This is a genomic window from Candidatus Chlorohelix allophototropha, assembly GCF_030389965.1.
GTDB classification, from domain to species: Bacteria; Chloroflexota; Chloroflexia; order Chloroheliales; family Chloroheliaceae; genus Chlorohelix; species Chlorohelix allophototropha.
Genome location: NZ_CP128400.1, coordinates 1,236,654 through 1,256,121 on the forward strand (window position 1 = coordinate 1,236,654; position 19,468 = coordinate 1,256,121).

Annotated in this window: 17 protein-coding genes; 4 read left to right on the top strand and 13 right to left on the bottom strand. The window is 46.6% G+C overall.

Features of this window, described 5'->3' with window-relative positions; genetic code table 11:
* Positions 1–102 precede the first annotated feature (102 nt).
* From OZ401_RS17925 to OZ401_RS17960, 8 genes are all read right to left on the bottom strand, one after another.
* Positions 103–1,905 carry an NADH-ubiquinone oxidoreductase-F iron-sulfur binding region domain-containing protein gene (locus OZ401_RS17925; protein WP_341469889.1) on the bottom strand — a complete coding sequence of 601 codons (1,803 nt, stop codon included), beginning with the start codon at positions 1,903–1,905 and terminating at the stop codon, positions 103–105.
* A 17-nt stretch (positions 1,906–1,922) separates the two neighbouring features.
* Positions 1,923–2,456 (bottom strand): NADH-quinone oxidoreductase subunit NuoE family protein, encoded by a 534-nt coding sequence (locus tag OZ401_RS17930; RefSeq protein WP_341469890.1) that lies wholly within the window; start codon positions 2,454–2,456, stop codon positions 1,923–1,925.
* 205 nt (positions 2,457–2,661) lie between these two features.
* Complete coding sequence (locus tag OZ401_RS17935) at positions 2,662–3,210, bottom strand: hypothetical protein (RefSeq protein WP_341469891.1); 549 nt, start codon at positions 3,208–3,210, stop codon at positions 2,662–2,664.
* Positions 3,211–3,214: 4 nt separating this feature from the next.
* On the bottom strand, positions 3,215–4,006 hold the full coding sequence (locus tag OZ401_RS17940) for an SDR family oxidoreductase (protein ID WP_341469892.1): 792 nt from the start codon (positions 4,004–4,006) through the stop codon (positions 3,215–3,217).
* A 41-nt stretch (positions 4,007–4,047) separates the two neighbouring features.
* Positions 4,048–4,260, bottom strand: a complete 213-nt coding sequence (locus OZ401_RS17945; protein WP_341469893.1) for a hypothetical protein — start codon at positions 4,258–4,260, stop codon at positions 4,048–4,050.
* A gap of 161 nt (positions 4,261–4,421) precedes the next feature.
* Positions 4,422–5,912: an MATE family efflux transporter gene (locus tag OZ401_RS17950; RefSeq protein ID WP_341469894.1), complete on the bottom strand. Its 1,491-nt coding sequence runs from the start codon at positions 5,910–5,912 to the stop codon at positions 4,422–4,424.
* A 156-nt stretch (positions 5,913–6,068) separates the two neighbouring features.
* Positions 6,069–6,470, bottom strand: a complete 402-nt coding sequence (locus OZ401_RS17955; RefSeq protein WP_341469895.1) for a hypothetical protein — start codon at positions 6,468–6,470, stop codon at positions 6,069–6,071.
* A 173-nt stretch (positions 6,471–6,643) separates the two neighbouring features.
* Positions 6,644–8,137, bottom strand: a complete 1,494-nt coding sequence (locus tag OZ401_RS17960; protein WP_341469896.1) for a LysM peptidoglycan-binding domain-containing protein — start codon at positions 8,135–8,137, stop codon at positions 6,644–6,646.
* A gap of 265 nt (positions 8,138–8,402) precedes the next feature.
* Here OZ401_RS17960 and OZ401_RS17965 point away from each other — a divergent pair, with 265 nt between their 5' ends.
* Entirely contained in the window at positions 8,403–10,271 is a 1,869-nt protein-coding gene (locus OZ401_RS17965; RefSeq protein ID WP_341469897.1) for a S9 family peptidase, read from the top strand.
* Positions 10,272–10,319: 48 nt separating this feature from the next.
* Here OZ401_RS17965 and ychF read toward each other — a convergent pair whose 3' ends face one another.
* From ychF to OZ401_RS17980, 3 genes are all read right to left on the bottom strand, one after another.
* Positions 10,320–11,432 (bottom strand): redox-regulated ATPase YchF, encoded by a 1,113-nt coding sequence (gene ychF / locus OZ401_RS17970; protein WP_341469898.1) that lies wholly within the window; start codon positions 11,430–11,432, stop codon positions 10,320–10,322.
* A 23-nt stretch (positions 11,433–11,455) separates the two neighbouring features.
* On the bottom strand, positions 11,456–12,694 hold the full coding sequence (locus OZ401_RS17975; RefSeq protein WP_341469899.1) for an ornithine cyclodeaminase, nickel-pincer nucleotide-dependent: 1,239 nt from the start codon (positions 12,692–12,694) through the stop codon (positions 11,456–11,458).
* A 110-nt stretch (positions 12,695–12,804) separates the two neighbouring features.
* Positions 12,805–14,034, bottom strand: coding sequence for a S1C family serine protease (locus tag OZ401_RS17980; RefSeq protein WP_341469900.1), 1,230 nt, complete (start codon positions 14,032–14,034; stop codon positions 12,805–12,807).
* A gap of 391 nt (positions 14,035–14,425) precedes the next feature.
* Here OZ401_RS17980 and OZ401_RS17985 point away from each other — a divergent pair, with 391 nt between their 5' ends.
* The gene (locus OZ401_RS17985; protein ID WP_341469901.1) at positions 14,426–15,247 is read left to right on the top strand and encodes a J domain-containing protein; all 822 of its coding nucleotides are present in this window, start codon (positions 14,426–14,428) and stop codon (positions 15,245–15,247) included.
* 54 nt (positions 15,248–15,301) lie between these two features.
* Here the strand turns inward: OZ401_RS17985 and OZ401_RS17990 are convergent, their stop codons facing one another.
* A complete protein-coding gene (locus tag OZ401_RS17990; protein WP_341469902.1) occupies positions 15,302–15,841 on the bottom strand; it encodes a c-type cytochrome in 540 nt (179 codons plus the stop codon).
* 249 nt (positions 15,842–16,090) lie between these two features.
* On the opposite strand from OZ401_RS17990, the gene OZ401_RS17995 reads away from it, so the two are divergent.
* Together OZ401_RS17995 and OZ401_RS18000 are read left to right on the top strand one after the other, a co-directional pair.
* Complete coding sequence (locus tag OZ401_RS17995) at positions 16,091–17,485, top strand: aspartate aminotransferase family protein (RefSeq protein WP_341469903.1); 1,395 nt, start codon at positions 16,091–16,093, stop codon at positions 17,483–17,485.
* Between the two features lie 5 nt (positions 17,486–17,490).
* Positions 17,491–17,907: a c-type cytochrome gene (locus tag OZ401_RS18000; RefSeq protein ID WP_341469904.1), complete on the top strand. Its 417-nt coding sequence runs from the start codon at positions 17,491–17,493 to the stop codon at positions 17,905–17,907.
* On the opposite strand, the gene OZ401_RS18005 is transcribed toward OZ401_RS18000, so the two are convergent.
* Positions 17,904–19,463, bottom strand: coding sequence for a hypothetical protein (locus OZ401_RS18005; protein WP_341469905.1), 1,560 nt, complete (start codon positions 19,461–19,463; stop codon positions 17,904–17,906). The two genes, OZ401_RS18000 and OZ401_RS18005, sit on opposite strands and share 4 nt — an antisense overlap.
* Positions 19,464–19,468 lie beyond the last annotated feature (5 nt).

The following is a 19,468-nucleotide window of genomic DNA, read 5'->3' on the forward strand; positions in this document are numbered from 1 at the left end:
ATCAAACTCCTCTAAGGGTTTTTCAGTACACTACTGATTCTTGTTTGACTGTAAAATTGTACGGGGCGGGAAGAAATCGTATCTTCCAAGCCCCTTTTATCATTATTTATACTGGTGATTTGCTCGTACCCCGGTACCGAAACCGAGCATTTTGAAATTAGAGTGTTCCATCGAGCAAACATTGGAACGACAGCGCTTGTTGATTATATGTTCCATCAACTCTGCTTTGAACTCTGGAATCTTGAGCATGTTGCGGATTGGCAGCGGCGCTGCTTGTCCTAAACCGCAGATTGAGTGTTCAATAACTAGGTCGGAGATTTGGAGCATTTTTTCCACATCTTCTTCCTTGCCGTCGCCATTCTTGATACGCCAGAGCATTTCGGTTAGCCCTTCGTTGCCAATACGACAAGGGACGCATTTGCCGCAACTTTCGTCGCGATTATAGCGAAGCACATAGTATGCTGCGTCCACGAGACACTGCTGATCGGTATAGGCAGTGAAGCTACCGCTACCCAACAAACAGTCCCATTTGCCAAAAGCATCAATATCAAAGGGTATATTGAACATAGAAGGAGGGAAACAACCACCCGAAACCGAACCAGTTTGCACTGCTCTAATCGGATGTTTGGGATCTGATGAACCGCCGCCGACGATGTTAATCGAGTCGGAGATAGGACCGCCAAAGGGGACTTCTGCTAGGCACTGCCGCTTGAAAGGTCCTGAAAGCATAATTAGCTTAGTACCTTTGCTTTTCTCGCTACCAAACCCGGCATACCAAGCGCCGCCTCTCAGAATGATTTCCGGCACGTTGTTGAAAGATTCCACGTTGTTAACGGTAGTTGGCTGCGCCCACAAACCTGCTTCGTAGGAACGAGGCGGCTTTACACGGGGCATACCACGTAAGCCTTGAATACCGTAGAGCATTGCACTTGCTTCACCGGAGATATAGCAGCCTGCCGCGATAATTACCTTTACATCGCAGCTAAAATTGCTACCCAGAATGTTCTTACCTAATAAGCCTACTTTGCGCGCCTGTTCCACCGCGATGCCAATACGTTTGAAGGCTAGGGGGTGTTCAGAACCGACATAGATGTAAGCATCTCCAGTTCCGGCAGCATAGCAGCCCAGAAGTAATCCTTCGAGGGTGGAATGAGGGTCACCTTCAAACAGGCGGCGATCTTTGAATACGTTTGGTTCGCCTTCATGCCCGTTTACCACCACATACTTTGGCATGCGGGTTTCATCGTGGGTTGATTGCCATTTAGTACCGACTGAAAAACCTGCACCACCACGTCCACGCAATTTGGAGGCTTTAACCTCGTCAATAACCTTTTGCGGATCCATATCGAGTAACGCTTTTTCCAGCGATTTGTAGCCGCCGATTGCGATATAGTCCTCGATGTCTTCGGGGTCAATAAAGCCTAGGTTGCGCCCAGAAATGCGCTGTTGTAACTTGCCCCATTCGGTGCGACCGATCGGCAAGATGCCTCGCCATTCTTCATCAGGGGCTTTTGCCCAAGCGAAATCTGGATAGTGATAGGGGTCATTTGAAACCCAACCAAGCGACCAATTAGCGCAAGGGTCATCACCTAGTACAAATCTGGTGAGCAATTCACCTGCTCGTTTGGTATCTACAAATCCATAAAGGACTCTTGGACCACCGGGTTTGCTGATGAAAACGGTAGGATCAGCCCACATAGCGCCAAAACTACCCACCATTTTGACCACCACGTTTTTCAGTCCGCGACTGACAATTTCCTTTTGAAAATACTCATATGTCTGTTTGGCACCTGAAAGGATTGAACCGCCATCCATCATAACCTGAATGACGGTGTTATTTTCAAAAAGCGCCTTACGCTGTCCAGCCAGACGGGCTTGCAGCTCATGAAATTGTTGGCGGTTCATTTATTCGATGCACTCCTCTAGTGATGATGCTCTTTAATTTTGCCTGCATTGATATCATCAATCAATTGGCTTAGCTTTTCAGCAGTCACATTGCCATAAACCGTGTGATCAATTTCTACTATCGGCATCAAGTTGCATGCCCCAAAGCACCAGTTAGCCCGCTCAACCGTCCACTTTCCGTCTGGAGTAACTTCGGTATGTTCGATACCTAGTTTTTCCTTAACGAGCTTACCTAGCCCCTTCGAACCACACATATAACATGCAATGCCTTCGCACAGCAGGATACGATGTTCGGCTTTCTGGAGAACTTTAAAGTCAGTGTAGAAAGTAGCTACCCCATAGATTTCAGGAAGGGTAAGATCCAATCGCTGACCGATAAGAGCAGCAATTGGCGCGGGAATGTAACCATATTCGTGCTGGAAATCCTGAAGAACTGGTATTAAAGCTTCGCGTTTGATATCCCACGAATCGTACTTATCCAGTATAGCATTGGCTTTGGCAAGCTCTATACTACTGCCGGCACCACCATTGTTGAAAACTGTGAGAGACAACACCACACCTCCAAAGGAAAGGAATTGGTTTTATTTATTTGGTGATTATGCATGGGGTTTTACTCCCACGCTATGGGAACATTTTAAGCAGATATAAGCGTGCTAAGAAAAGGCGCTCACGTAAAAAAAATTAAGCGTGCCTGTTTCTCCATTTTCACTTCACGTATTATAGCACAAATTGGAAAATGCTTTGTGAAAATTTTGGTTAGTTTACCGTTTGCAATAGGCTCATCAGCAAATCGATTTTTTCCTGTCGATTTTTCCCTGCGAGTTGTCGTGGTAAATTACGAACTGTGGCTGGGCTTAATCCTAAATTAAATAGGGTCGTTTGGTGGGGGTCAAGCTCTTTATCGGATACTTCCGATTTTCCTTCCGACGTTGCAGGTTCTCCAACTGATTCTAGCTTTTTGTTTCCTAGAAGCCCACCGATTGATTGTGCCAGAGTTCTTACCGCACTGAACATGATGGCATGCTGCGGCGCTTCTGACTCATTTAACAGAGGGTTAGAAAGCGCTATTATCGCTAGCACCACTTGTTTTACCAGCCCATACTCATAGTCCGGCGCGCCTTCCAATTCAGTATCGGATGTGGCATTCGAATATTTATTTTCCAGCCGTTGGTATAGATAGTTCGAAGCCCAGTCCAGCACAGGCTGAGCTTCTTCGTCGGTCAGGTCGGCGCGTAGCATTTCATCTTCGTAGACTCGCTCGACCACCTGTTGAATTTCCGAGTCGAAATCTTCTTTGCTTCGCATTTGCTTAAATTAAGCCCTTAATGAAACCACCGTCCACCTGTAAGGATACCCCGGTGATATAGCTGGCTCGTTCGCTTGCCAGAAAAGCAACAGTTGCGCCAAACTCTTCAGGCTCAGCCATGCGACCAATTGGAATGGAGCGTTCAATTTCAGTGCGTATATCTTCTTCGGTGCGGTTCTCTCGCTTGGCGCGTGCTTTCTGAATTTCCAACACGCGATCGGTAGCTGTCCAGCCCGGTAAAACACAATTGACTGTAATGTTGTGTTTTGCCAGTTCGTTTGATAGGGTTTTTGCCAAACCTGTTACGCCTGCCCTGACCGAGTTGGAGAGTACAAAGCCTTCAAGAGGTTGCTTTACGGTCATCGAGGTAATATTAATAATACGCCCAGCCCCTGTTTTCTTCATGTGCGGTAATACTTCGCGAGTTAAGCGAACTGTACTTAGCAGGTTAAGCTCGATGGCTTTAGCCCACTCTTCATCGTTGAACGATTCGAATGCCCCGGTTGGTGGGCCTCCCGCGTTGTTGACCAGAATATCTATCTGCCCGAACCGTGCCACTGTTTTGTTAACCAAACTTTCCACATCTGAAGCTTTGGTGACATCCGCCGGAACTGCCAGTATTTCGACTCCGGTGGCAGCGCTGATTTCCTGTGCTGCTGCCAATAATCGCGCCTCGTTGCGTGCGCACAAACTCAGCTTAGCTCCTTCTTTTGCAAGTTCCATTGCAACCGCTTTGCCAATTCCGCTACTTGATGCAACTACAAGCGCCACTTTGCCTTTTATTCCAAAGTCCATTTTTTAATCTCCCTATGCTGATTATATAGCAGGGCTTGGCACTATTTGAGGTATTTGCTTACAACTTCTGCTACAGCACGCGCCATAAATTTGCGATCTGCCATAGATAGCGCATTTACCCGTACCATATTTGTATCTATACCGGGATGCGCTTCTTCAAATTCTTGGATAGCATCGGGAATGAATTCGAAAAGCTCACTTTCGTGTTCTCTCATCCAATCGTTTAATTCTTTTTCTAACTGTTGGGCGTCCATAATATATTTCTCCTAGTTGAAAATAACGATAAAGTGTGTTCGTAATCTTAACCTTTAGGAATAACTTTGTAAAGCCCAAGTAGTTTCAAAGCGAAAATTCAAGCTCTAGTAAAAGCAAAAAAGGCGAATTTGCACGCCTTTTCAGGATAACCCAACCTTCTTTATTCATTAGCAGAAGATTGGATGGCTGCAAGTTGGGGAAGTGAAGATTCCTCTAGTTGTTCGGGTTCGTCTTTGATGGCGCTTTGCCATCGTCCGCTTTTGAAACGCCATACCACCATTATTGATAGCACAACCGAGTCCAAACCCATAGCTAGACGCGCTCCATATAAGCTCAACCCGATCAATTCAATAAAGATGTACCCGAGGATGAAGCGTACTCCACAGGATGAAATTATCCGGGCGTACATCGGATAGCGGGTATCGCCTGCGCCACGTAGCACGCCGATGAAGATAAAGACGGTTGCCAGCAACGGGTCAAACATTCCCGCAATGCGTAGAGGATTGGTAGCGGCTTCGATTACATTGGGGTCGTTTACCAATATACTTAGAAAAAATTGAGGGAAAAGTACAAAGGTGATACCCATAAATGTCATAAAAACCAGTCCCAACTGGTAAGAGGTGATAGCATAGCGTTTTGCCAGATCGGGACGGTTTGCTCCTAGGCATTGCCCTACCAGCACCGTAGCTGCTATCCCAAAACCCATACCCGGTAAAAAAGCTATGCTATCTATACTGATTATGGCATTATGGGCGGCATAGTTAGTGGTTCCCAACCCAACTACCATGCGGGCGAAGAAGAAAATTCCGAATTGGAAAGCGAGTTGTTCTCCTAGCGTAGGGAGTCCAATCCTGAGCATAGCTAGAATTGTGGCTGCCTCAAGTTTAACTCCGAAGGGAATATAAAGTGCCCCTATATTTCCCAGTCGCGGTGCTTTATACAAGCGGATAGCCACCGCCAACCCTCCCACTGTCCAAGCGGTAGCGGCTGCCATAGCTGCTCCTCTAATGCCCATTATAGGGAAGCCAAGCGTACCGTTTACCAGTAGCGCCGAACCGACAATATTTATGCTATTCACCAGTAGCATAATTAGTAATGGGGTACGAGTGTCGCCCGACCCACGTAGGCATGCATTACCGATCGTTAAAAGCGCCCAAAGCGGCAAGCCAAAAGCAGCGGTTTCCAGATATATTGTGCCAATCTGTGCGACATTTCCACTTGCGCCAAAAGCTAAGATAAGGTAACTGGCAGAAAAGTGGAGAATAATTCCCACGATAATGCCCGTAATCAGCCCAACTACCAGTGCTTGCCGTCCTATGTGGGCAGCATGTTTTATATCATGTGCGCCATAAGCGCGCGCTACCAGTGTGGTAGCGGGAATGCTCACTGCGCTGAATATTACAAATGACACCCATGTAAAGAAGGTTGCCAAAGCAGCGGAGGTTAATGCTTCGGCGCTGCCATATCCAAGTTGATTCACTGCCGTTGAAGTCAAATGACCTACGAAAAACACATCGGAAAGCCCTACCAACAGGTTCAAACATTGCTCTCCGATAGTGGGCCAAGCCAAACTCCAGACTTGCTTACGTAACCTGTTTGGAGTTATTTCCCCTTCAAATACTATTTCCTTTTTCGTTTGGGTTTTGCTCACCCTTGTACTTTCCTTGATAGATTATTCTCCATAGTAAAAATTCAAACATTAAGCTGCTGTCATGTCAATTGGTAATTTGGCGGTAATACTAAAACAAACCCTCTCATAATCCATTGAAAGGGCTTGTTAGAAGTTATATGTTTATGCTATTTGGGTTTAGTGACGTCTTGCCGCTTTCGGTTCTTTTATGAGCGGCGCTTTTACTTGCTTGTGGTATATAAGTCGTCGAAGAGTGTTGTTCTTTTGCGCCATTTGCAAGAGAACGGCGTATAGGATAGCGATTATGCTAATTATAACCAGAAAAAGTTGAATATCGGGCAAACACGCCAGCATTGCTAGCACTCCACCGGGGGTTAGAATCCACCCGGCTTTTTCGCAGCGCACTTCTTGTTGTTCTATCGTTAGAAGGTAGAAGGCAAACGTGCTAAGAGTTAGTACCCCCCAGCCGAATGCTGCTGATAGGTCTAGAAATTGCTGGCAGATGACACTCAATAATACGAAAAGACCCACCCAGCCAACAAATGCCCAATGCGGTAACTTACTTATAAGCTTCGCCATAAACTACTACCCTCAATTTGTACATATCTTCACAAACCTAAACAATTCTTCTACAAACATTATATACTTCGGGAAGAATCTTTTAATGTTTATTCGATGTGAATAAGGGGTAATATTGAAGACAAAAAAGAGGTTGCACGGTTTAGGTGCAACCTCTCACGATTTTCGAACTGCTAAGGCAATAACAGCGCGTCGCCAACTTTAGCATCACCCGGTGCAGTCAATCCGGTCAGCTTAAGGATGTCGGATGCGGCTACTTTGTATTGCTGGGCGATACTTTCAACTGTTTCGCCTGCTTTAAGTACCACTGCCTTACCCCGGAAATTAGGCTGATTAACCGGAATAACGAGCTTAGTATTGAAGTAAATCTGCAGATTGTTGCTCGGACCCGTGATTAGCGGGATATTCGAACCGACTGCCGCCGGGTTGCTATTCGCAGCCACAATCGCCTCAACCGAGGTATTGTATTGTTTTGCTATAGTGGTCAGGTTGTCACCGCTTACAATCACCCTGATTATTGGTCGGGGAGTCGCAGGAGCTTGTGCCGCGGTAGTTGCTGGAGCGGCAGTGGTAACAACGGGTGCGGCAGTTGTAGCGGGCGCAGTGGTAGCCGCTACAGTAGTCACAACCGCATTGGTAGTTGCAGGTGCGGCGGTAGTAGCGAGCGAAGCAGTAGTGGATATAGTGGTAGCCACAGTCGTTGCCACTACGCCAGTTGCGCTATCATTGCTATTATCAGCCGTCGTCTGATTACGGTTGCGATATGAAACAACTGCTGCTAAAAGAATAAACGCAACAATCAAGGTAATTAATATCAGTAATAATCTTCGTCGCTGTTTAGTCTGACGTTCTCTGCCGCTGCGGTCGAGGCTGGTGGCAGTGCCGCCTCCAAAAGCCTGAAGCTGCGGTTTTTCCTTCTTCTTGTTGCGTCCTCCTATTTCAGCCCTTAAAGAGTCCAAACCGGGTTCTTCATAAGCTCCTTTGGCACGTTGGCTATAGGTTGGAGGAGTAATTATCGGTGGTATATCTTCCTCTGCGGCAGAGTAATCAACTTGCAAGCTTGGAATGCTAAAAGTAGGGACGGTATCCTTACTGGCGTAACTTGGCTCCTCCACTTCTTCTGCTTGAACCGGAGGTGGGCTGGTAAATGGCGGTATTGCAGGACCGGGTGGTTGGCGAAATGAGACGGTAGGCGTGCCAGATGACATATTGCTCAGATTCATCCGGGAGGTTTGGCTGGTTTGAACATTATCAAAGTCTTGGGATTGCTTTTCTACATGTGTATCACTCACACCAAGCCCCGAAACTAATTCTTGTTCCCCTACTCTAAGGTTCTCTTGTGTGGTGGTTTCTGGCACTTGTGCAGAAGTTTCGGCGGGTTTGCCAGTTTCTTGTGCTTCCTCATCTAATCGGGCTTTGATTCGCTCGATGCCACGCTGAGCTTTTGCGTTGTTAGGATTAATGCTCAACACTCGTTGTAAGCAAACATATCCCTCCGAAAGGTCATCTGTGGTTGCGGCTCGATACAGCCAACCGTGTTCATTATTTGAGTCAAGGTTGACCACGTTGCAGAAAAGGTTATACGCTTCCTCACGTTTTCCCTCTTTCGCAGCCTTAAAGCCCTGCACCAACAGAGCATTAATATCGTTTGCGCTCGTTTCTGTCACTTTCTGCCCCCCCCCATATGCGCCTAGAAAAGTGGCACTCTTAGAGTTTTTATACATTATTTTTGCGGAAGTTCTCTTTTATTTGCAAGCCATTAACTTAACATATCATGATTATTTCCATTATATCATATTATGTCTAGAGGGTTGTTTAATATACTTATAGCAAGGTTTAAGCCGTTATAACACGGTAAAGCTGAGGTATAATAAAATTTCTACTGCCATATAAAATACAAGTTACTTCCCAGACATGAAAGGTTCAGACATTATGGCTGAATATAAAACGTTATCGGAGCTTGAACGTGAAAATCCCGGTTACTGGGAACCTACCCTGACCTCAGGAATGCTTTCGCAGCTAAAAAATATTGGTACTCCGGTATGGTCACCGGATGGACATACCCTTTTTTATCCCCAAGATTATAATGGTCGTACCGATATTATTCGCCTTGATCTTGAAACTGGAGTTTCAATTCAACTAACTTCCGATGTGGAGGCAGGCGGGCTTTTGCGAATTTCCCAAAGCGCTTTGGATGTATCTCCAGATGGCGCGATTTTGCTTTATATGAGTGGTAAGGATGGGAAATTATGGTGTATTCCGGTTAGGGGTGGCGTGGCTAAACGTCTGACATTGCAGGGAGAAGGGCTGCAATTTAGCGCCTCTTTCTCACCGGATGGCAAGCAAGTCGCTTATGTAACGGGCTATGGTGATCGTATAGACTTGGCTGTTTGCGACAGCGACGGCGAGAGTTGGGGTCGTAAGCTTAACAAAACCGATCACATCGTTTTTGATCCGCAATGGGTTCCGGGTGGTAAGTATTTGATCTATGGTGAGTATGATAACCGGAAATTTTGGTGGAGTGAAACCAGTATCAACCTTCTAAATCTACAAACCGGAGAAAGTAAAACGCTGGTGGATGGTTGGGGCAAAAACAGGGTAAATGACCAGCCTCGCCCCTCACCGGATGGGAAATGGCTTGCCTATGTAACTGAGGAAAGCGGGTGGGCTAACGTTCAACTTCTGAATCTTGAGACGGGTCAGGCAACACCCTTTGCATCGGCTGAATTTGAACAGGGCGAGCCGGTATGGTCACTGGATGGACGTGGTATTGCCTACACTGTAAACCGGAATTGTAATGTAGGGATAAGCTATACCACTTGCGAAGGTCAAACTTTGGTAATCGAGAATGGCGAAGCGGTTTGTACCGGACTGGTATTTTCACCGGACGGGAAGCGATTGGCTTATCTCAAGCAAAGTGTAAATTTCCCACCCAATATTTTTGTGTACGACCTTGCGCTGAATACCGCAAAACAAGTAACGCATAATACGATAGGAGGGTTAGAGCAGTCCGGTTTGGTTAAGGCTGAAGCGGTACACTGGACTAGCCCCGATGGGTTGAATATTGAAGGGCTGCTTTTCAGACCCCGCAAGGAGCTACCGGGTAAACACCCCTTATTGTTACATTTGCATGGTGGTCCGGTGGCACAATATAATCGCCGTTGGGACGGTAGCGTGCAATATTGGGTTAATCGGGGTTGGGCAGTGATTGAGCCGAATTTCCGGGGCAGTACCGGTTATGGTCGGACTTTCCGCAACCTCTTGAATGGGGCATGGGGCAATGAAGATATGCTCGATAATATCGGGGCGGTAGATTATCTGACTAAGGAAGGGTTGGTAAACCCCCGTAAAGTTGTAGCTTGGGGCGGTAGCGGTGGTGGTTATGCTACTATGCTGTTGCTCGGCAAATTCCCCGAACTATTCAAAGCGGGCGTGGCATTGGTGGGGGTTTCCAATTTCGCCAGCTTTCCCGATCAAACTGACCGACTTGCGCGCTATCTTATGCAAGATTTGCTCGGTGCACGTCCTGAAAATTACGACTTGTACGTAGAACGTTCACCAGTAACCTATGCCGCTAATATTAAAGCGCCTCTTTTGATTATGATGGGCGCTGAGGACAAGCGCGTTCCCGCTAAACAGGGTGAAGAAATGGTAGATGCACTCAAGAAAGCAGGTAAATCCGATTTCGAATATGTGGCATATGAAGGGGAAGGTCATGGCTGGCGCAAGTCCGAGAATATTCAGGACTACTACCGGCGGATGGAGCGCTTTCTGAAACATTGGGTGCTAGAGCGCACCTAGCAAGCGATTGCTTGCCCCTCCAACATGTATCGGTGGAGGGGCAACTGGTTATTTTTTGACGTTGAACAGGAAGTTTACGATGTCGCCATCTTGCATGATGTAGGTTTTGCCTTCGCTGCGGTACACACCCAACCGCTTTGCTTCAGTCATGCTCCCTGTTTTTATCAAATCGTCATAGCTAACGATTTCTCCGCGAATAAACCCCTTTTCGATGTCGCTGTGGATTTCTCCAGCTGCCTGTACTGCCGGGGTATTTTTCCGAATAGTCCAAGCGCGTACTTCATCTGCTCCGGCGGTTAGGAAGGAAATCAAGCCTAGCAAATCGTAAGACGCTTTGATAATTCTATCTAAGCTGCTTTCTTTGATGCCCAACTCTTCCATAAACATCTCGGCTTCTTCCGGGTCAAGTTGGCTGACTTCCATTTCAATTTTCCCGCGCAGGGCTTCAACTCCACTTTGTTTGCGTTTGCCCGCTAATGTTCGCACTTCTGCCAGTAGTTGGTCAGCCCCGCTTACTTTTTCTTCGCCTAGGTTCAGGATGGTAAGTAACGGTTTCTGACTCAAGAATTGGTAGCCGCGAATCACTTTTAGCTCGTCTTCGTTCAAATCCAGATCGCGAATCGGAATTTCGTTTGAAAGCGACTCGTTCAAGCGCACCATAATTTCCTGCTCAAAAACATAAGCATCGCGCTCAGGACCAGATTTGAATTTCTTAATGTTTTCTTCCAGCTTGATTAAGCGTTTCTCGATAATACTAAGGTCGCTGAAAGCCAGTTCTAAATCCATCGTCTCAATATCGCGGATAGGGTCAACCTTGCCGGAAGGGTGTGGGATGTTGGTGTCCTCGAAAGCTCGCACCACATGAACCAGAGCTTGTACCTTCTGGATATAGTTCAAGCCGGGAAGTGCTTGCCCTTGTTTGGTAGCGCCGGGGTTCATACCCGCTACGTCGGTATATTCAACCGTAGCGTAGGTGGTTTTTTTGGGGATGAACATTTCGGTTAGCACTTCCAGCCGTTTGTCCGGCACTTTCACAGTACCGAGGTTGGGAGTAGCAGCCGAACCGTATGCGCTGGTTTCGGCGTGTCCGTGTGTAAGAATGTTAAAAACGGTAGTTTTGCCGCTTTTACTGAAACCTATAATACCTAAAGTAAGTGCCATATATCTCCAAAATAAGAACCCAGTTAGTTGCCGTTGTTTCCGCTCAGTTGCCGGTAAAGTTCACCCAAGAAGCTTTCCACATCGGTAACGATACCTAGCGCTTGGTTACTGCCTCGATCCGCCAGTTTGGTTACTACGGTGGGATTTATATCTACACAAACCAATCGAACTCGTGCCGGTAACAGGTTGCCCACCGCGATGCTGTGTAGCATCGTAGATACCATGAGGGTGATTTCCACTCCTTCGAGATGTTCGCGCATAACATCCTGCGCAACCAGCACATCGGTAATTACTTCCGGTAACGGACCATCATCGCGGATAGAGCCGCACAGCACAAACGGAATATTGTGTTTGGTACAGGTGTACATGATCCCGCTCTTTAATACACCCTGTTCAACCGCCTGAGCAATGCTGCCATAATAGCGAATGGTGTTAATGGCTTTCAAATGGTGTTGATGACCATGTTCCGCATTCAACCCGCTCGACAACGATACTCCCAATGAAGTGCCGTAAAGGGCGGTTTCGATGTCGTGTACCCCTAGCGCATTACCCGCGAATAAAACATCCACAAAGCCCATTTCGATGAGGCGACTCACATATTTAGCTGAACCTGTGTGCGCGATTGCCGGACCACCCACCAGCAGGATTTTTCCGCCCCGCGCTTTTACATGCTTGATTTCTTCTACCAGCCCGCTTATTGCCAATTCTTTGGGTTTTTCGCTACTGACCGCGCTATTCATAAAGCCAAAGATTTCACGTTGGCGTTCGCGTTCCAGCACTTCCAGCCTGATGCCGGAATGCCCCACTGCCAATAAATCACCCTTTTTAACTTTGGTCATAGGGATACATTCGGCTGTTCCCTTTTCGGCATCATAAATAATGCCGCAATCCATCTCGGTTTTATCTACCGGCAACCATACACCGTTTATACGAATATGAGTTTGCAAGTTAGTGGTAGCGTAAAAGTCTAGAGGGAAAACCCCATCGCGGGGAACAGGTTCAAATTTGGCATCGGCATCGGAAAGAATAACTGCGCCGAGTCGTTGTGCTACTAAGAGCGCATCCATCAGAATTCTATCGGTAGTGGCAATGATACGCATGCGGCAGTAGCTGGGTTCGGTTTTGTTACGCCCTAGCTCGAATTCCTCAACCTCGTAGTTTCCGCCGAGATCCATAATGCCGTCCATCAATTGCGGCAAAATCAGGCTATCAACTATATGTCCGCGCAGTTCAATGGTTTGCTGGTAAAGCTGCTGAGTCATAATTCTCCTCACCTAAATTTGGTTAAGCTTTGCTGATTATAGCGGTTTGGGCAGAAAAAGTACAGAAAAATAAAGCCCCCGGACTAACCGAGGGCAAGAATGAGGCGAAATCAGTTCAGGGTTTTGGGGCGTTCGCCCAGAGTGAGTTGTAAGGTGAGTGTATCTTTACCACGCTGCACCGTAAGGCTAATGGTGTCATTAGGTTTATATTTTAATATAGCGGTTACAAGCGGGTTCAGGTCGTTTAGTGGCACGCCATTGATGGCAGTAATAATGTCGTTATCTTTCAGTCCGGCTTTATCGGCAGGTCCTCCCGCAACTACTCCCGGCTGTCTTCCGCTAGGGCTGATCCATGCGCCTTCCACTTCGGGTATGCTAATGCCTGATAGACTCGTACCGGCTATAGCTGGAGTTATCATTTGATAACGTATCCCGAAATAAGGTTTGGAAGCAACTCCTTTGGTCATCAACTGCTCAGATATCATGCCCGCCACATTGCTAGGTATCGAGAAGCCCAAGCCTTCTGCTACATCGCTTGCGCTTGAAGTGCTACTGCTACCGCTGACGCTGCGTACTACCGCTGTATTAATCCCTATAATTTCACCCTTCAGGTTTAACAATGGTCCGCCGCTATTGCCATGATTGATCGGAGCATCGGTTTGGATATAAACATTGGGTGAGGTATCACCGGGGATGGTGCGGTTAATTCCGCTCACAACTCCCTTTGTTACCGAATTGCGGAAGTCTCCAAGAGCAGCGCCGATGGCAATAACTGTTTCCCCAATTTCCAATTTGCTTGAATCGCCGAATTTAAGTACGGCAGGCACTTTTACATCTACTTTTAAGACCGCAATATCGCCATCATCATCCTCACCTATCAGTTTGGCGGTGACGACTTTCTGACCGTTATTGAAGGCAACACTGATACCCTGCGCTCCGGTTACCACGTGCGCGTTTGTAATGATGTAACCGTCTTCGCTGATTATTGCGCCGCTTCCGGTACCAACAGTAAATTGGCTACCTGTAGTAGTGCGCGTAGCTTTGGTATAAACGGTTACGACGGCAGGGCTGGCGCTTTTTACTACGCCTACTACCGAGTTGCTCTCAACTTGATCGGCGCTCAAAACCGTGGTGGCGGTTGGTGTAATTTTTGCGGCTGTGCTAGTTGCGGCAGCAGTGGCAGCAGGTTTGCTAGTATCGGTAGATATAGTGGTGGGAACAGTAACTGTCTGGCTTGAAACCTGAGTGGTCGTAGTAGCGGTAGGGGTAGTATCACTACAGGCGGATAAAGCTAGACTCAGCAGGAGAATAAACAATATACTAATCTTAAGTCGGTACATAGGTAGCACCTTCCGAGAGTTATAAAGTAAAAGATGACCGGATTATCAAACCCGGTCATCGTCACAAAATCTATATAAAACCGGCGATGCCGGGGATATCTTCAAACCCTAATGGGTTTTATAAATCTATGTTAAAGAGCTTAACTAGCCTCTTATGGTTTTATTATCTCATTAATTTGCTAATAAAGTATTCTAAAATTGTAAAAATATGGTAAACAGAAACTCAGATTCAAAACTTTTAATAGCTGATGTATAATAGTTGAAATGCTAATAGCTATCCTGAAAAGGGGAGGTTTTAAATTAGTTTGGAATTTCCGGCACAACGTTTTCCTTCCCTAATTCGTGCATGTAGCATTTTAGTGCCGGGTAACAGGCAAGAACTGGAACAAATATGGATTTCGACCCTTATAAGATCTTGAAAGTTGACCCTACTGCTGACGAAGAGGTTATTTCCGCAGCTTATCGAGCATTAAGCAAAAAGTACCACCCTGATTTGAATAAATCTGCGGAGGCGCAAACCCAAATGCAACAGGTGAATCGCGCCTACGAAATGTTAAAAGACTCCGTCTCTCGCGCTAAAGTTGATGCAGAGCTTGCCCGTAAGAGTTCTTCCCAGAGTAGCGGGCAGGGTATGCGCCCTTCTTATACTCAACCCAATTACAACCCCCCCCAAAATTATGGAACGGGCGGATTTCAGCGTAATCAGCCGGTTAGTAAAGGAACAGAGCGGATTTATGTAGCCACTCCCGATGACAATACTTTCTATCTGTACCAGAAAAGGTTGGTAGATGATAAGGAACATAAATTGCTTCGGATAGGGGTGTATCACGACAAGCTATTCGGGAAAATTTGCAATATCAATGCCACCGCGCCGGACGTGAGCGGGAAAATTAGCAGTGGTTCGGTTTTCATCCAATCCTTGGAGATGTTTGACCTGACCGATGCAATAACCGAAGCGTTGGCTGCGATGGAAAAACCACTCTATCCCATTGAAACCAATAGTGATCATAACGTTTTTTATCGTCGCCAGATTAATGGACTTAACAGCACTTATCTGGTTTTGGAAGTAATCAAACGCTTGAAATCAGATGCCAAGATTGTTCTGTTTTTGATAGGAGAACGACGTGGTGAAGGCGTAGTAGCTTCCCAGACTCAGGCGCAGTTAAAACAATTGGAGAAAATATTTACCGAGGCTTTTGCGACAATGCGCTAAAAAGAGGGGGTAGCAATACCCCCTCTTTAATTCTTCCGTTACCGCTTTTGCCAATTACGGCTTGGGACCACGTGGTGCTAACTGAATAGAGCGCAGGTAAACGGTTACTTGGTAAAGCTCTTGAGGGCTGATAACGTATGGATAAGGGTCATTATCATCTGCCAATTTTTCTTTAAAGTAAGGCATACCTGTTTGTTGCTGCGGACCATAAACACCAAACCGCACCTGCTTAATTATAAAATTGGCATCACGGGCGTTAAAGCTGCGATCAAGGCGTGGTCCAAGCCCTGTTGCAGCAGTACCTCCTACTGCATGGCAAATTTGGCATTTCAGACTGAAAACCTTTTTGCCATCTGTGGCATACTGTTTGTAAACTACCGGATCAATCTGGCTGTAGTTGGTAAAATCAGCAGAAGCCAAGTTTGCCGGAATCACCTTGTTATTGCCAAGCGAATTGGGAAGTACGATGAGCAGAAGCATTACAACGCCAATGGCAATGCCAGTAAGCCAGACTCCTAGTACTGTAAGCTGCACCGGCACATCCCCTAATACAGAGGTAACGTTGCGCGATTGTTTTGGCTGTCTAATGGGCATAAGACCATCCTCTCTAGCTTGAGCCTATTACATGTTCAGGCTCCGCAGCGTTGCATGAGCAAAAAACCTGCGAGTGCCCTTATACTCGTTGAAAAAAAGTGTAATCTTTTTTGAGCAAAAAAAATATAGCATAGGCTACAAACGGTTTTTTCGACATCTCTTTGACACTATACCGCTGGTTTGCCAAGCCCGCCTATGCTTTGTTACAATCGCTCCTGTTATTTAATCCGCTTGCAGGGAGATAAAAAAATGACTGCTAAAGTTACTAATAGCCTTGATGAATTTCTGGCACAAAACCCCACCTCGCTTGAATTATACGAAGAAGCGCAACAGGTTTTCCCAACCGGGGCAACGCATGCCAGTCGTTATTGGGAAACAGCGCCGGGTTTATATTTCGAGCGCGCTCAGGGAGCTTATAAATGGGATGTGGATGGGCATCGTTATATTGATTATTGGATGGGACACGGCTCACTTATTTTTGGTCACTCTCATCCGGTTATTACTCAGGCACTGGTAGAACAAGCTTCTCGCGGTACTCATCTGGGCGGCAACCATCCCGGTGAGGTGCGTTGGGCGCAACTAATTTGCAAATTGATTCCCAGCGCCGAGCAGGTGCGTTTCTTCAGCAGTGGCACCGAAGCTACTATGATGGCGATGCGTCTTGCCCGAACCGTTACCGGGCGCGAGAAAATTCTGAAGCTGGAAGGGCGCTTTCACGGTTGGAACGATTATAGCAGTGTAAATCAAAGCAAAGTTGCACCGATAGGTATTCCACAGGCGGTAGCGGACAACATATTGGTGTTAAGCCCTGACCTACAAGAGATTGAGAAAGCCTTTGCGGCGGATAAAAATATAGCGGCGGTTATATTGGAAGCCGATGGCGCAAGCTATGGCGCTGTTCCAAATCCGCCCGGTTTATTGGCGGGACTGCGAGATCTAACCCGGCGGGAAGGGGCGCTATTAATTTACGATGAGATTGTAAGCGGCTTTCGCTACGGACCGGGTGGTATTCAGGCAATCGAAGGGGTATTACCAGATTTAACTTGCCTTGCCAAAATACTGGCGGGTGGTTTGAACGGTGGTGCGGTGGTTGGTAGCCGTGAAATAATGGCGGTATTCGATCCTGCTTCCGGGAAAAAATTCATTCGCCATCATGGTACTTTCAACGGCAATCCTCTTTCTGCCGCGGCAGGTGTGGCTGCGCTTTCGCTGATTGCAGAGCCAAACGCGCAAACTACGCTTTATGATTATATTGGAAGATTGGCTGAAAGACTTCGTAGTGGATTACGTGGCGCTATTCTCGATGCAGGTTTGAAGGGGAAAGCTACTTCTTACGGTCGCGGGTCGGTTTTCCATGTGTTGCTTGGTGCGCCTTATGTAGTGGAATTGCCCGAAGACGGAAACTTGTTATCAGAGGATTTTTTGCCCTACTTTAAGAAACCCGAAGTGCAAGCCCGCCTCAAAACGAGTCTTTTACCCGAAGTGGTGGAACCGCTACGCCTTGAGATGGATTTGCGAGGAGTGCAGTTAATGGGTGGTCATGGAGGGTTTGTATCAATTGCACACACCGAAGAAGATATTGACCAAACGGTCGAGGCTTTTTCGCAAGCACTTGCCGCTCTCAAGAAAGCAGGAGTACTATAACCCCTATGTCCAATGAAGTAAAAGAAAATAATCCATCGGGCGATGCGCAAAATGGCGTTTCGCCCGTATTTTTCGGGTTGGTGTTGTTCGGTATATTGCTGATAGCTGTATTCGTTATGCTCCTTTTAACACTTAACGATACCAAAGAGACCCCTGCTCCTGCTAATCTTGATCCAATTGCTTTGCAAGGCAAGGCGCTTTTCTCGCAACAAGGAAAATGTGACGTTTGCCACTCGGCAGAGGGACGCAAAGCTGGAATCGGTCCTCGCCTTAGTACGCTCAATTTAGGTGATGCTACAATTCGCAATATAATTCGGAATGGTAGAGAGGCGATGCCCGCCAATACGGTGCTCAGTGAGGACGATATTACTAAAATAATGGCATATATGAAAGCGCTCAAATTGGCAGCCGCGGGTACCTAAACCGCAATTTTAACGGACTTGAGGTTGGTTTCTTCTTCCATTAAGATTTCAGCGATGGTATCGGAACCGCGTCGCTGCCACTTGTAAAAGGTATCTTCGTCCACATCGCTGAGCCATTCCAACACCTTTTCTATTTCTCCGGGTTCCCGATTGCCATTTTTACGTCTTTCTTCTGCCAATCTGCGGGCTTCGGCAAAGGCGTTTTTCTTGGAAACTTCTCGAATATAGGGGAAATATAGAGAATTGTAATAGCGCCACGCTTCTGAAGTACCGAAAATTGCGCCATCCGGGCGCAATCGCTCAATCAGCTCTGTTAAAAGGCTTTTGAGGGTTGTGGCACGATTTAGGCGATTATCTTCTAAATCCTGCAATTTGAGCCTTTTTTCCACGACATTCAGGCTCAACAAGGGGCTTTTAACGAGTTGGGGGGAATTTTTGAGGCTGGAAATGGCGCGCCGTACCGCATCTTTAAAGGCTTTTTGGCTGAATCCCCCTTCTACTTCCGGTATTTGACCCTGATTGGTAACAAGTGGAATCGTATTTTCTTCCAACGGCTGAATTTCTGGCACGGGCGCAGGCTGGAAAGCTAATTCTGAGGCATATTCACGCGCTTCAGTACGGGCTACTTGCTCGGCTTTACTGAAGAAGAATTTATCCAATATGTCGCGCAAGCGGTCGTATAAAGTATGACTGGTGGTTATCAGCCCGGTCATTATCAGTACCGAAATCGGCGAATTAAAACCAACGATTGCCATCGATCCAATATAGATAAAATTGAACAATAGAATTGAAATGAAGCTATAGGCAAAGTCACGCCCGATTTCTTTACCTTCTACCAGCAAGTCGTAATGGGTTATAGCGTAACCGAACAAACCTAAGCCTACCAATAACAGTATATGGGCTGGCAGGTCGGGAAATTCGGTGAGGTAGAAATTTACTTTAATGGCAAGATAGATGCCACCTATGATAAAACAGAACGCCCCTGTCGCTAACATTACTATTTTTGTGCGACTTGATGCTGAGGAAGGCTCTTTCCCGCTTCTCATTAGAATATATAATCGGATTAAATTGATGCAAGCTCCGAACCCTGCCAGTGCGAGATATACAATGAAAAACCAGTAAAAAGGTCCGGCTTTGACATACAGATGTTCCGGGCGATCATAGAATTTCCCATCATAATCCAGTAACAGGTTTGTGGAATAACCGATAAGGGTAATTAAAACCGCAAGGGTATATATGATAGTCACGATAGGCGGAAAGATACTGGCAGGTTTGCCGCGCCGCCATACTAGCAAGCTCACGTGAAACCAGAAGGCAATAGGCAAAGTATTAGTCCACCAGCCGAGGCGGTTTACCGCTACACTTAGCTCATAGCCTGTCACAATGTTGACCGCTACGTTGTGAAAGAAATAAGCCGATTGGAGAAGTGAACCAACTACGCTGATGGTTATAAGCGGGCTAAAGGTAGAAGCGCGAGATAGTAAATATAAACCAACCCAGAGGTAGGCGCTGAAGGAAACAGTTGCAACTATTGTTTGCAAATCGAATTGAGGCATAAGCT